This window comes from Mesorhizobium sp. P2_E9 (assembly GCF_056403815.1).
Genome location: NZ_JBFUET010000009.1, coordinates 481,974 through 495,668 on the forward strand (window position 1 = coordinate 481,974; position 13,695 = coordinate 495,668).

At 65.3% G+C, this 13,695-nt stretch carries 8 protein-coding genes; 3 read left to right on the forward strand and 5 right to left on the reverse strand.

The window, feature by feature from the left end; translation table 11 throughout:
• Positions 1 to 132: 132 nt before the first annotated feature.
• Positions 133 to 696: a peroxidase-related enzyme gene (locus AC1D05_RS18895; protein WP_477442837.1), complete on the reverse strand. Its 564-nt coding sequence runs from the start codon at positions 694 to 696 to the stop codon at positions 133 to 135.
• Between the two features lie 136 nt (positions 697 to 832).
• Between AC1D05_RS18895 and AC1D05_RS18900 the strand changes: the two genes are divergently transcribed.
• Positions 833 to 5,623: an NAD-glutamate dehydrogenase gene (locus AC1D05_RS18900; RefSeq protein ID WP_477442838.1), complete on the forward strand. Its 4,791-nt coding sequence runs from the start codon at positions 833 to 835 to the stop codon at positions 5,621 to 5,623.
• A 200-nt stretch (positions 5,624 to 5,823) separates the two neighbouring features.
• Positions 5,824 to 7,200 carry an MFS transporter gene (locus AC1D05_RS18905; protein WP_477442840.1) on the forward strand — a complete coding sequence of 459 codons (1,377 nt, stop codon included), beginning with the start codon at positions 5,824 to 5,826 and terminating at the stop codon, positions 7,198 to 7,200.
• Positions 7,201 to 7,238: 38 nt separating this feature from the next.
• On the opposite strand, the gene purH is transcribed toward AC1D05_RS18905, so the two are convergent.
• A complete protein-coding gene (purH, locus tag AC1D05_RS18910; protein ID WP_477442842.1) occupies positions 7,239 to 8,855 on the reverse strand; it encodes a bifunctional phosphoribosylaminoimidazolecarboxamide formyltransferase/IMP cyclohydrolase in 1,617 nt (538 codons plus the stop codon).
• A 150-nt stretch (positions 8,856 to 9,005) separates the two neighbouring features.
• On the opposite strand from purH, the gene AC1D05_RS18915 reads away from it, so the two are divergent.
• Entirely contained in the window at positions 9,006 to 9,314 is a 309-nt protein-coding gene (locus AC1D05_RS18915) for a putative quinol monooxygenase (RefSeq protein ID WP_477442844.1), read from the forward strand.
• Positions 9,315 to 9,340: 26 nt separating this feature from the next.
• Here AC1D05_RS18915 and AC1D05_RS18920 read toward each other — a convergent pair whose 3' ends face one another.
• From AC1D05_RS18920 to htpX, 3 genes are all read right to left on the reverse strand, one after another.
• Positions 9,341 to 11,065: a heparinase II/III family protein gene (locus tag AC1D05_RS18920; protein ID WP_477442846.1), complete on the reverse strand. Its 1,725-nt coding sequence runs from the start codon at positions 11,063 to 11,065 to the stop codon at positions 9,341 to 9,343.
• Positions 11,066 to 11,201: 136 nt separating this feature from the next.
• A complete protein-coding gene (locus tag AC1D05_RS18925; protein ID WP_477442848.1) occupies positions 11,202 to 12,584 on the reverse strand; it encodes an RsmB/NOP family class I SAM-dependent RNA methyltransferase in 1,383 nt (460 codons plus the stop codon).
• On the reverse strand, positions 12,581 to 13,600 hold the full coding sequence (gene htpX, locus AC1D05_RS18930; RefSeq protein WP_477442850.1) for a zinc metalloprotease HtpX: 1,020 nt from the start codon (positions 13,598 to 13,600) through the stop codon (positions 12,581 to 12,583). Before htpX ends, AC1D05_RS18925 begins: the two co-directional genes overlap by 4 nt.
• Positions 13,601 to 13,695 lie beyond the last annotated feature (95 nt).

Here is a 13,695-nt window from a genome sequence, read left to right on the forward strand (position 1 = left end):
TCCTCCCTTGATGAGCGGCATCGAACCGGCATGCGGTCATGCCGCGCGCCGATCATCGGACCAAACCGACAAACAAGCAACGGGAATGCGCGATTGCTAATATATGGCGCGGTGAGCAGCAGCAGCGATCCGCTATCGCGCCATGGCGTGGTATTCGTCGTTCGGTCGCATATCGATTGCCGCCGCCACCCGGTTCGACATGTTGAAGAAGGCCGCGGTCGAGGCGATGTCCCAGATGTCGCGGTCGCTGAAGCCCGCGTTTCGCAGCGCGGCCCGGTCAGCTTCAACGATCTTCGCCGGCGCTTCGGTCAGCTTGACGGCGAATTCGAGCATTGCGGCCTGCTTCGGGGACAGATCGGCGGCGCGGAAATTCATCACCATCATCTCGCCGAGCGCCGGGTCGCCGGACAGCTGGCGCACCGCCGCGCCATGCGCGGTCAGGCAGTAGTAGCAGTGGTTGATCGAGGAAACGGTGACCGCGATCATCTCGCGCTCCAGCTTCGACAGGCCGGACTCTCCCAGCATCAAATCATTGTACATATCGGTGAAGGTGCGCAGCTTCCTGTCGTCGAAGGCGTAGGCCTTGAGCACGTTGGGAACCAGGCCAAGCTTCTCCTCGCATTTGGCGAAATAGGTTTTCGTCGCCTCGCTCGGCTCTCCCGAGCCAAGGTCAAGCGCTGATATTTTGCCGGTCATGGGTCGTTTCTCCTCGTTGGGCGGTGGCTTGCCGCCGAATTCGGATAATTCTTGGCAAGCCGTCAAACCTTTGTCGCCAAACAGCGGTCATCTGCTACGATAGTCGTAAAAGCATTCGACGGGAGGGAATAGCGTCATGGCCAGCGTGAAATCCGCAGCTAAGCCGAAGAAAAAAGCCACAGCAGCATCAAAAGGTGAGGAAAGGCCAGCCAGGCTCGCCGATTATCTGCTCGCACGGGCACCGGCCGAAGACATCGCCACCTATGAAGCGGCCGACCTCGAACGTGCCGCCGACCTCGCCGGCAAGGCCGTCGCCGGACACAAGAAGGGCGAGTGCGTCGTTGCCGTCGAGGCCGATTCGGGCGTCGCCCGTGAAGGCCGGCCAATGACGGTCATCACGGTCGTCAACGACAACATGCCGTTCCTGTTCGATTCCATTCTCGGTGAGATCACCGAGACATCCGGCGAGCCGACCCTGGTCACCCATCCGGTCATCACCGTTCGTCACGGCAAGGGCGGCGTCGACGAAATCCTCGGCGACGGCAGTTTCGCCAAGGAAGACAGTGGACATGATCGGCTGAGCGTCATCCATGTCCATATTCCGCGCCTGACGGCGGAGGCGGCGAACGGCTTGACCGAACGGCTGCGCAAGATGCTTGGCCAGGTGCATGCCGCCGTCAACGACTGGAGGCCGATGCTGGCCCGGCTCGACCAGGCGATCTCCGAGTTCCGCTATTCGGCGGTGCCGCTCGACAAGAAAAGCGTCGCCGAGGCGATCGCCTTCCTGGAATGGCTGCGCGACGACAATTTCACCTTCCTCGGCATGCGCGAGTTCAAATACACCGGCGGCGAGGAAAGCGGCAATCTGGAGCGCGCCGACAAGCCCGGCCTCGGCATCCTCAGCGATCCCGACGTGCTGGTGCTGCGGCGCGGCACCGAAGCGGTGACGACAACGCCCGAAATCCGCGCCTTCCTGCATGGGCCGGAGCCGCTGATCGTCACCAAGGCCAATGCCAAGTCTTCCGTGCACCGCCGCATCTATCTCGATTACATCGGCGTCAAGACCTATACCCCGAAGGGTGCGCTTGCCGGCGAACTGCGCATGGTCGGCCTGTTCACCTCGACCGCCTACACGCGCTCGGTGATGAAGATCCCGTATCTGCGGTCAAAGGCCGAAACCATCATCGCCAAGTCCGGCTTCGACCGGCACGACCACTCCGGCAAGGCGCTGATCAACGTGCTGGAGAGCTATCCGCGCGACGAACTGTTCCAGGTGCCGGTGCCGATCCTGCGCAAGCACGCCGCGGCCATTCTCGGCCTGGTCGAGCGGCCGCGGGTGCGGGCGCTGGTGCGAGCCGACCAGTTCGACCGCTTCGTCTCGATCCTCGTCTTCGTGCCGCGCGACCGCTACGACAGCGTGGTGCGCGAGAAGATCGGCGCCTATCTGAAAACCGTGTTCGAGGGCCGGCTGTCGGCCTATTACCCGGCCTTCCCCGAAGGCGGGCTGGCGCGCGTGCATTTCATCATTGGCCGCTCCGGCGGCAAGACGCCGAAGGTCGAGCAGGCGACGATCGAGGCGGCGATCCGCGACATCGTGCGGACCTGGGAGGACGCCCTTTCCGATGCGGCGGACGCCAATGGCGGCGACCAGGCGTTGAAGGCCATCGCCGCAAGGCTGCCGGAGAGCTACCGGGATTCGTTCAGCGCCGCGGTGGCGCTGGTCGATGCCGGGCGCATCGCCAAAATCAGCGCCGGCAATCCGATCGCCATCGACTATTATCGACGTGCCGAGCAGAAGCCGCAGCAGGCGGCGCTGAAGATCTATCACCACGGCAGTCCGGTGGCACTGTCGCGGCGCGTACCGGTGCTGGAAAACATCGGCTTCCGCGTCATCAGCGAGCGTACCTTCGAGGTCGGCGACGACCAGTCCGGGCTGGTCTTCATCCACGACATGGAGCTGGAGAACAGCTACGGCAAACCGATCGACCTTAGCGATGGCGGCGCGCTGTTCGAGGATGCGTTCCTGTCTGTGTGGCGCGGCGACGTCGACAATGACGGTTATAACGGCCTTGCCCAGACCGCCGGCTTGTGGTCGGGCGAAATCACCATCCTGCGCGCCTATGGCCGCTATCTGCAGCAGGTCGGAATTCCGCAAAGTCAGGATTTCATCGCCGCGGTGCTCAACCGCTATCCCGACATCGCGCGCGGCCTGCACGCGCTGTTCATCGCAAGGCTTGGGCCGACGGCCGAGGGCGAAGGCGTGGTGGCGGCAAAGCACCTCAAGGCCAAGATCAAGGACGCGCTGGAGGATGTGCCCAACATCGATGACGACACCATCATCCGCCGCTATCTCAATTTGATCGAGGCCTCGCTGCGCACCAATCATTTCGTTGCCGATACGAAGCAGAAAGGCCAGTCGCTGGCGATCAAGCTCGAATCGCAGGCGGTCGAAGGGCTGCCGGCGCCACGGCCGTGGCGCGAGATCTTCGTCTACGGTTCCGAGGTCGAGGGCCTGCATCTGCGCTTCGGTCCGGTGGCGCGCGGCGGCCTCCGCTGGTCGGACCGCGCCCAGGACTATCGCACCGAGGTGCTCGGCCTGGTCAAGGCGCAGCAGGTCAAGAACGCCGTCATCGTGCCGGTCGGCGCCAAGGGCGGCTTCTTCCCCAAGCGCCTGCCGGCGGGCGGCAGCCGCGACGCGATCTTCGAGGCCGGCACGTCGGCCTACAAGAACTTCGTCTCCAGCCTGTTGTCGATCACCGACAATATCGGCCTGGACGGCGTCATTCCGCCGGCTGGCGTCATCCGGCGCGACCAGGACGATCCCTATTTCGTCGTCGCCGCCGATAAGGGGACGGCGACCTTCTCCGATACCGCCAACGCCATCTCCGAGAAGCATGGCTTCTGGCTCGACGACGCCTTCGCCAGCGGCGGCTCGGCCGGCTACGACCACAAGAAGATGGGCATCACCGCCAAGGGCGCCTGGGAAGCGGTCAAGCGGCATTTTCGCGAGATCAACCGCGATATCCAGACCTCGCCCTTCACCGTCGTCGGTGTCGGCGACATGTCGGGCGACGTGTTCGGCAACGGCATGCTGTTGTCGCCGCAGACAAGGCTTATCGCCGCCTTCGACCATCGTGACATCTTCATCGATCCCGATCCGGATTTGGCGGCCTCGATGGCCGAGCGCGAGCGCATGTTCGCGCTGCCGCGTTCGAGCTGGCAGGACTATGACAAGAGCAAGCTGTCGGAAGGCGGCATTATCGTCTCGCGCAGTCAGAAATCGATCACCTTGCCGGCCGCGGCAGCGGCTGCGATTGGCTTGGCAAAGACGACCGCCACGCCGGTCGAGATCATGACCGCCATCCTCAAGGCGCCGGTCGACCTGTTGTGGTTCGGCGGCATCGGCACGTATTTGCGGGCCTCCACCGAAACCAACGCCGAGGTCGGCGATCGTGCCAACGATGCCATCCGCATCACGGCGCTCGACGTGCGCGCCAAGGTGATCGGCGAGGGCGCCAATCTCGGCGTCACGCAGCGGGCGCGCATCGAGTTCGGCATGAATGGCGGGCGCTGCAACTCCGACGCCATCGACAATTCGGGCGGCGTCAATTGCTCCGACGTCGAGGTCAACATCAAGATCGCGCTGGCGTCGGCCATGCGCAAGGGATCGCTGACGCGTCCGGCCCGCAACAAGCTACTGGCCGAGATGACCGATGAGGTCGGCGGGCTGGTGCTGTCCAACAACTATCAGCAGACGCTGGCTCTTTCGATCGCGCGCAAGCGCGGCCTTGCCGACATCGCGCATCAGAGCCGTTTCATGACGGCGCTGGAAGCGCGCGGCCTGCTCGACCGCGTGGTCGAGACGCTGCCGTCACCGGCCGCACTTGCCGAGCGCGAGGCGCGTGGCGAGCCGCTCACCAGGGCCGAGCTTGGCGTGCTGCTCGCCTATGCCAAGATCGTGCTGTTTTCCGACATCGTCGCCAGCGACGTGCCGGATGATGCGCATTTCGACCGCGACCTGATGGGCTATTTCCCCGACCGGATGGCAAAGAAATACGCCGCTGAAATCCACGGCCACAGGCTGCGCCGCGAGATCATCGCCCGTGTCATCGCCAATGACCTCGTCAATCGCGGCGGCCCGTCCTTCGTCAACCGGCTGCAGGAAGCCACTGGGCGTACCGCCGCCGACGTGGTGCGCACCTTCGCCGTGGTGCGCGACGGCTTTGCACTGCCGGCGCTCTACCGCGAGATCGACGCGCTCGATAACCAGATCGACGGCCAGGTGCAGCTCGATCTCTACCAGATGGTGAGCCGGCTGATCTACGTGACCAGCGGCTGGTATCTGAAGAACGATGCCGGCACGGCCCCTCTGGGCCAGCGCATCGCCGAGCTGCAGGACGCCCGCAAGGCGCTGGAGCCGAAACTCGTTTCACTGCTGCCGGCCTTCTCGCGCGAGCGGATCGAGGAGAAGCGGCACGGGCTGTTCAAGGCGGGCGCACCGGAAAAGCTCGCCGAGCAGCTGGCGCTGAGCGAGGTGGCGGAATTGATCCCCGACATCGCGCTGACCGCGCGGATGGCAAATGCCGACATCGTCGCCGCTGCCAAGGCGTTCTTCGCGGTCAGCGATGCCTTCCGCATCCCGCGTGTCGAGGACGCGGCACGCTCGATCACGCCGTCGGACTACTATGACCAGCTTGCCCTGTCGCGCGCCACCGACACGATTGGTGCTGCACGGCGCGGCATCGCGGTGGCGGCACTCACCGGCCATGCCAAGACGGCGGACCCGGTGGCGGCCTGGCTGGAAGCCGGTGGCGAGCGCGTGGCGCGCATCCGCGAGCGGCTGCAGGCGCTGACCGAAGGCGGCGACATCACCGTGTCGCGGCTGTCCGTGGCGTCCGGGCTGATGAGCGATCTGACGGGGATGTGAGGCTTACCCCCCCCCTTGCGGGGAGGGTCGCTGCGAAGCAGTGGGGTGGGGGGCGCCGACCCCCGCCCGGACCGTCGGTCCGACCTCCCCACAAGGGGAAGTAAGGGTTGGTGCCCGCGACGCTTGTTCGTTTGCATGACCATCGGAAAACATGCAGACATGGCGCAAACCGCCAGCGACATGAGGCGAGTGGAGGGGATATGGCCGAGGTAGCAGTGCAGCGTGCGTCCGGGCGCGGCATCTGGGGATGGATGTTCTTCGACTGGGCGGCGCAGCCGTTCTTCACGGTCGTCACCACCTTCATCTTTGGTCCCTATTTCGTTTCGCGCATGGCGAGCGATCCCAACACCGGCCAGGCCGTCTGGGGTTATGGCATTGCCGCGGCCGGGCTGGTCATCGCGATACTGTCGCCGATCCTCGGCTCGATCGCCGACCAGACCGGGCCGCGCAAACCATGGATTGCCTTCTTCGCCGCGATCAAGATCAGCAGTCTCATTCTGCTGTGGTTCGCGGCGCCCGGCTCGAACCTGTTCCTGATCGTGGCGCTGTTCTCGCTGGCCTCGGTGGCGGCGGAATTCTCCACCGTGTTCAACGATTCCATGATGCCGCGGCTGGTACCGAAGAGCGAGATCGGCCGCATCTCCAACACGGCCTGGGGCCTCGGCTATCTCGGCGGCATGATCGCGCTGATCTTCGTCGTCACCTGCCTCGCCGGCTCGCCGGAGACCGGCAAGACGATCATCGGCATCGACCCGCTGTTCGGGCTCGACCCGAAGCTCGGCGAGGATGCGCGTGCCACCGGGCCGCTGTCTGCCGGCTGGTACTTCCTGTTCATCCTGCCGATGTTCTTCTTCACGCCCGACGCCATCAAGGGCATCCCGATCGGGCCGGCGGTGCGCGAGGGCCTGTCGGAATTGAAATCGACACTGGCCGAGGTGCGCAAGCGCGGCGGCATCTTCCGCTTCCTGGTCGCCCGCATGATCTACCAGGACGGCGTCAACGCGCTGCTGGCGCTCGGCGGCACATTCGCTGCGGGCATGTTCCACTGGTCGATCACCGAGATCGGCATGTTCGGCATCATTCTGAACGTCGTCGCCATCTTCGGCTGCTGGATCGCCGCCAAGCTCGACACCGCGCTTGGCTCCAAGGCGGTGGTGATGATTTCGCTGGTCATGCTGTCCGTCGCCACGGTCGGCGTCGTTTCGACCGGCCCGGGTTTCACGCTGCTCGGCCTGATCCAGCTCTCGACCACCGATTCGGGCGGCCTGTTCGGCACGGCGGCCGAGAAGGCCTACATCATGTACGGCCTGCTGATCGGGCTGGCTTTCGGCCCGGTGCAGGCGTCGTCGCGCTCCTACATGGCGCGCAGCGTCACGGCGGCGGAATCCGGCCGCTATTTCGGCATCTATGCACTGGCCGGCCGGGCGACCAGCTTCCTGGCGCCGTTCCTGGTGGCGACCATCACCGCGGTGAGTGACTCGGCTAGGCTGGGCATGGCGGTGATCATCCTGTTCCTGGCGATCGGCATGGCGATATTGATCAAGACGCCGTATCCGGCGGACCAGCCGGTGGAGTGAGCTTTACCCTCCCCCCTTTGCGGGGAGGGTAAACGCGCTCAATGCCTAAAATGCCTAACCCCCGTAAACACCATCGCGATGCCATGTTCATCGGCGGCTGCGATGACGTCCTTGTCGTTCATCGAGCCGCCGGGCTGGATGACGGCGGTGGCGCCGGCTGCGACTGCTGCAAGCAGGCCATCGGCGAAAGGGAAGAAGGCATCGGAGGCGATCACCGAGCCCCTGGTCAGCGGTTCAGCCATCCCTGCGGCCTCGGCCGCATCGAGCGCCTTGCGGGCGGCGATGCGTGAGGAATCGACCCGGCTCATCTGGCCGGCGCCGATGCCGACTGTGGCGCCGTCCTTGACGTAGACGATGGCGTTCGACTTGACGTGCTTGGCGACGCGGAAGGCGAATTTGAGATCGGCCATTTCGGCCGGCGTCGGCGCGCGCTTGGTGACCACTCTCAGTTCGAGGTCGTCGACCACGGCATTGTCCCTGCCCTGGACCAGCAAGCCGCCGGACACGGATTTGACCGTCGTGCCGGGCGAGCGCGGATCGGGCAGGCCACCGGTAACCAGCAGGCGCAGGTTCTTCTTCGCCGCGACGATTGCCGCCGCCTCGTCGGTCGCGTCGGGCGCGATGATGACCTCGGTGAAGGTTTTCACGATTTCCTGCGCCGCTTCGGCGTCGAGGGTGCGATTCACGGCGACGATGCCGCCGAAGGCCGACACCGGGTCGCAGGCCAGCGCCTTAGCGTAGGCAGCCTTGAGCGAAGCGCCCTCGGCGACGCCGCACGGGTTGGCGTGCTTGATGATCGCGACAGCGGCGGAGCGGCTGGGATCGAACTCGCCGGCCAGTTCGAAGGCAGCGTCGGTGTCGTTGATGTTGTTGTAGGAGAGCTGCTTGCCCTGCAACTGGCGCGCGGTGGCAACGCCCGGTCGCTTGTCGCCATTGACGTAGAAGCCGGCGCTCTGGTGCGGGTTCTCGCCGTAGCGCATCACCTCGGTCAGCCTGCCGCCGAAGGCGCGCCAGGTCGGATGCTCGATCTCCAGCGCCTCGGCGAACCAGCCAGAAATCGCCGCGTCGTAGCAGGCGGTGCGGGCAAAGGCCTTGGCCGCCAGCTTCTTGCGGAAGTCCAGCGACAGCGAGCCGATGTTCATCTCCAACGCGTTCAGCACCGAGGCGTAGTCACCGGGATCGGTGACGATGGCGACATAGGCGTGGTTCTTGGCCGAGGCGCGGATCATTGCCGGGCCGCCAATGTCGATGTTCTCGACGATCGCGGCATAGTCGGCGCCGGAGCGGCGGACTTCCTCGAACGGATAGAGATTGGAGACGAGGAGATCGATCGGTTCGATGTGGTGTTTGCGCATCGCCGCCGCGTGTTCCGGGTCGTCGCGCACGCCAAGCAGCGCGCCATGCACCGAGGGATGCAGCGTCTTGACGCGGCCATCCATGATCTCGGGAAAGCCGGTGAGCTCGGAGACGTCGCGTACCGCGAGACCTGCCTCGGCGATCGCCTTGGCGGTGCCGCCGGTCGAGACCAGTTCGACACCGGCCGCGGCCAATGCCCTGGCGAAGTCGATGAGGCCGGTCTTGTCGAAAACGGAGAGCAAGGCACGGCGGACGGGAACGAGATCCGGTGCTGGAATGTTCTTGGCGGCGACGGCCATGGGCTGGCGGCCTTTCACGGCTGGTGTGGTGGATGCCCGCGCCGTAGCACATGACATCAGGAAATCAAGCGTCGTGCACCATTCGGCGGTTTGATATGCAATTTGCCGGCCTCGGGTATAGTCTAATCTCTTCGCGATGGAGGAACACCGATGGCATTTGTCCGAATTGGCCAGTTCACGGCGTTACCGGATACGACGGAGCGGTTGCGGGCGATCTACGAAACCGAGGCGATCCCCGCTATCCGGGCCGCAACCGGCAACATCAGCGCCGTGCTGTTGCAGCAGCACCAGGCGCGCGACGCGTTCATGGCAATCACCGTATGGAGCACTGTCGAGGACGCGGAGCGCTACGACCGCAGCGGACAGGCGGCGGTGATGGTCGACAAGATCCGCTTCGCCTTCGCCGGTCCGCCGACGCTCAGCACCTATGACGCCTTCGGTATCCCGCAGCAGGATTGAGCGAGCCGGCCGCCTTCGCGCGGCAATCAACTGTTTTCCGGATAACCGGCGATGCTGGTGCGCGTCAGCTGCCAGTGGACTTCGGACAGGTCGGAGGCCTTGAAGGCCAGCACGATCTGCCGGCTGCGGCGCGGGCCGCCAAGACCGGCGAAATAGATCGATTCCTCGACTTCCGGCACGACTTCGCTTGCCGTGAACACCCAGCTGTCGGCCTGATCGGCGGTCAGCACCAGGCGGTCGTGCTCGTCCTGCAAAAGGGTGATGTCGGGATGGACATGGAAGCGCACGGTGATGAAGTCACGGCCGTTGTTGCGGATCGCGGCATTGCCGGGCCGCTGGAACCGGTCCCTGCCGGCCAGCACATTGCCGTCCGATGATAGCTTCAGTTCGCGCTCATGCAGGAAGCCGAAACGCGGGACATAGCCGTCATGGCGGGCGATGAAGCCGTGAACGCCCTTCTGGTCGATGCGCTTGCACTGCACGTTCTGCGGGCCGCCGATCAGCGGCGAGCCGAGCAGGTCGTTGACCCGTATCGAATGGCTGAAGCGTGCCGAAGAGGTGTCGTTGATGGTGGCGGTCGAGTGCGCCGCGGTGGCGCGGGCCAGCGGCCGGAACTCGGCGGCGCCATAGGTGTCGATGCCGGCATTGACGATATAGTGCTGGCGGCCGGACGACAGTTCGAAGGCAAGGCAGCCGGCGTGCGCGGCGTTGGAAACGTCGACCGGCGGCGGCAGGCCGGTGTCGGCAATGACGGTGACGCCGCCCATCGACAGCCGCTCGTAGCCAGAATGCGGCGCGTGCAGCAGCGGCGCGCCGGCGGTGTCGTCATGGCGCAATATGGTGGCGATGCGGTCATGGATGGTAGCGCCCATGCCGTTGAAGCGGGCGAGGCTGCCATCCTGGTGGCGGAAGAAGCGCAGCGCCGGCAGCATGCGGTCGATGGCGCCGATCAGCGCCTGCGGCGGGGTTTCCGCCTGGTTGGCATAGGTCTGTCGCAACGGCAGCAGGTCGGCGAGGATTTCCAGCACCGCCATCGGGTTGCGTGAGATGTGGCCGCCATCGGCGAGGATCTGGCGGTTGAGTTCCTCGGCTAGGTTGCGGGTGGCGCCGCGCAGCGCCGAAGCCGGCGCCGGCAGGGAGAGGGCGGCGAAGGCAAGCGCTATGCGAGCGCGCAGCCGGTCCTTGCCATCGGGCATTTCGCGCGCCATCGACCTGAGGTAACGGATCTGGACGGCGAGCGATTTCAGGAAGGCGCGATAGAAGGGGAATTCGGCACCCTGCAGCACGACGGAGGAATGTTGCAGCCAGGCGATGATGCGCTTGGCCGTCGTCCCAGGCTCCCAGGCGATGCCGGCAATGTTGTTGCCGTGCATGGCGATCCAGTCGGACACCAGGGCACGCGCGTTGGCGGCGGCAAGCTCGGTGCCGGCGGCGCGCATGTGGCGCAGCCAGCGGAAGCCGTGCAGTGTCTTCTGCCAGCCATGATTGGGCACGTTGATCTGGAAAGGCGACTTGCCGCCGGTCTCGACCAGATGCCCCGACAAGGGATAACGGCCGTAATAGATCTCAAGCGCGATCTGCGGGTCGGCGAGGCGCAGGTCCGGTGGCGCGATCAGGACACGTTCGGGCGTGCGGCCGGAATAGCGCCAACGATAGACCGGCCCGGCACGCAGGCGCCGGCGCGTCTTGCGCCAGAACTCCTTCGCGACCAGCGTCCACAGACGCGTCGTGTTGCTGGCAACCAGTGCCAAAACCCCTCCTGAACGTCCTCTACCCCGGCGTCGAGTTTACATGATTGAACGACTCGTGCGAAGGCGAATTCCTGGGAAGGGGTCCGGTGCCCCATACCCTCCCTAAAAAAGTCAGCAAATCCTGTGAGTTAAGTCTTTAGCCGGCTCGGCGCATGCGCGCCGCGAAGAAGCCATCCAGCCCCGAGCGCTCCGGCGCGCCGAGATCGAGATCGGCGGGCGTGGTGCGCAATGTGCCTTGCGCCGTCAGGAACGAATCGATGCCGGCGATCTCGCCTTGCCGCAGCGGATCGTCGACCACCGCCGGCGTCCCTTTGAGGAAAGCGAGATAAAGCTCCTCGCCTTCGAGCGGGTCGAGCGAACAATTGGAAAAGACGATGCGGCCGCCGGGTTTGACGAGCGTGACAGCGCGGGCGAGCAACCGCCTTTGCAGGTCGGCGAGCTTTTCGACATCGGCGGCCGTCTTGGTCCATGGCACATCGGGATGCCGGCGCACCGTGCCGGTCGACGAGCACGGCGCATCGAGCAGTACGGCGTCGAACAGTTCTTCCGGCTCGTATTTGATGAGGTCGGCCTGGACGATTTCGGCCGACAGGCCGAGGCGATCGAGATTCTGCGCCAGCCGTGCCAGCCGGTTCTTCGAGGTATCGACCGCGGTAACCTTGGCGCCGGCGAGAATGAGCTGCGCGGTCTTGCCGCCCGGCGCTGCGCAGAGATCGGCGACGCGCAATCCTGTGACATCGCCGAACAGCCGAGCCGGCAGGCTGGCCGCGGCATCCTGGACCCACCAGGCGCCTTCCGCGAAGCCGGGCAGTTCGGTGACGGCGCCGGCGAGATTTTCCACGCGCACCGTGCCGGTCGGCAAGACAATGCCGCCGAGTTTTTCGGCCCAGAGTTCGGGATCTGCCTTGACCGAGAAATCGACCGGCGCTTCAACGCGATGGGCTTCGAGGATCTGCCTGGCCTTATCTGCGCCATAGGTGGCCTTCAGCCGGTCGGAAAACCATTTTGGCGCTTCGTCGGTGGCGGCAAGGGCTGTCGGAAGCTCGCTCTCTTTGATCCGCGCGAGCGTGCGCAGCACGCCGTTGACGAGGCCGGAAAAGCGCTGCGTGCGCGGATCGGACTTGGCATGCGTCACCGCCAGGTCGACGGCGGCGCTGTCGGGAATGTCGAGGAACAGGATTTGCGCTGCCGCCACATGCAGTATGTGCGACAAAGCGGTGGCGTTGGGTGGCAGCGGCTTTTCCAGGCGCCGCGCCAGCAGCCCCGTGATGGTCATGCGGAAGCGTAGGGCGGTGACCAGGATGGCGCGCACCAGGCCACGGTCGCGCAAATCGAGCGCCTTGTATTGCGGGTGGCCGTTCTCGTGGTCGGTCAGGCCGTCGAGCGGCGTCCTGGCATCGATGACGGCGGCAAGCAGGCGCGCCGCCGCCTTGCGGGCGGCGAGACCGGCGACGAATTCGCCACCGTCCTTGTGATCCTGATCGCCTGAGCCTGTGCGTCGAGGTACCGCCACGCTCACGACCACCGGCCTTTGGGCCCGGTCGGGTTGCGACCCCACGGATTGGACTTCGGTTCGGCCGGTTCTGCCGGCTGCTCGGGCTGCGCTGCCTGACCCCACGGGCCGGACGGCTGCTGTTCTTCCGCCTGCGGTTGCATTGGCGTCTGGCGCGGCGCCGTCCGCGATGCACCGTCGCCCATCTGCCGTGCCATCTCCTGCAACGCGGCGATGCGGTTGTCGGTGCTCGGGTGGGTGGAGAACAGACTGTCCATGCGCTCGCCATGCAGGGGATTGATGATGAAGAGATGCGCCATCGCCGGATTGCGCTCCGCATCGGGGTTGGGGATGCGTTCTGCTCCACGGGCGATCTTGTCAAGCGCGGATGCCAGCCAGAGCGGGTGTCCACAGATTTCGGCGCCGCGCCGGTCGGCCTCGTATTCGCGGGTGCGGCTGACCGCCATCTGCACGATCATGGCGGCAAACGGCGCCACGATCATCGCCGCCAGCACGCCGACAAAGCCGAACGGGTTGTTGTCGCGGTTGCCGCCGAGGAAGAAGGCGAAATTGCCAAGCATCGAGATGGCGCCGGCGAAGGTGGCGACGATGGTCATGGTCAGCGTGTCGCGATGCTGGACATGGGCGAGCTCGTGCGCCATGACAGCCGCGACCTCTTCATGGGTCAGCCGCTGCAACAGGCCGGTGGAGGCGGCGACCGCGGCGTTCTGCGGGTTGCGGCCGGTGGCGAAGGCGTTCGGCTGCGGATTGTCGATCAGATAGGTCTTGGGCATAGGCAGCCCGGCCTGCTTGGCCAGCGCCTGGACGATGGCGTAATATTCCGGCGCGTTCTTCTCGTCGACCTCGACGGCGCGGTTCATCGACAGCACCATCTTGTCGGCATTCCAGTAGCTGAGCAGATTGGTGCCGGCGGCGATCACAAATGCGATCATCATGCCGCCCGAACCGCCGATCAGGAAGCCGACGCCCATGAACAGCGCCGTCATCGCGGCAAGAAGCATGGCGGTGCGCAAAGTGTTCATCGTCTGCTCCTGTCCAACCGGTGGTGAAAGGGGGTCGATCCCTGTGGGTTCATCGCTATATGATGGTAAACGCCTGCCCCTGTTTCAATCCGTGG

Coding starts and splice junctions, on each gene's coding strand:
- AC1D05_RS18895 (WP_477442837.1), bottom strand. CDS start 696: ATGACCGGCAAAATATCAGCGCTTGACCTTGGCTCGGGAGAGCCGAGC.
- AC1D05_RS18900 (WP_477442838.1), top strand. CDS start 833: ATGGCCAGCGTGAAATCCGCAGCTAAGCCGAAGAAAAAAGCCACAGCA.
- AC1D05_RS18905 (WP_477442840.1), top strand. CDS start 5,824: ATGGCCGAGGTAGCAGTGCAGCGTGCGTCCGGGCGCGGCATCTGGGGA.
- purH (WP_477442842.1), bottom strand. CDS start 8,855: ATGGCCGTCGCCGCCAAGAACATTCCAGCACCGGATCTCGTTCCCGTC.
- AC1D05_RS18915 (WP_477442844.1), top strand. CDS start 9,006: ATGGCATTTGTCCGAATTGGCCAGTTCACGGCGTTACCGGATACGACG.
- htpX (WP_477442850.1), bottom strand. CDS start 13,600: ATGAACACTTTGCGCACCGCCATGCTTCTTGCCGCGATGACGGCGCTG.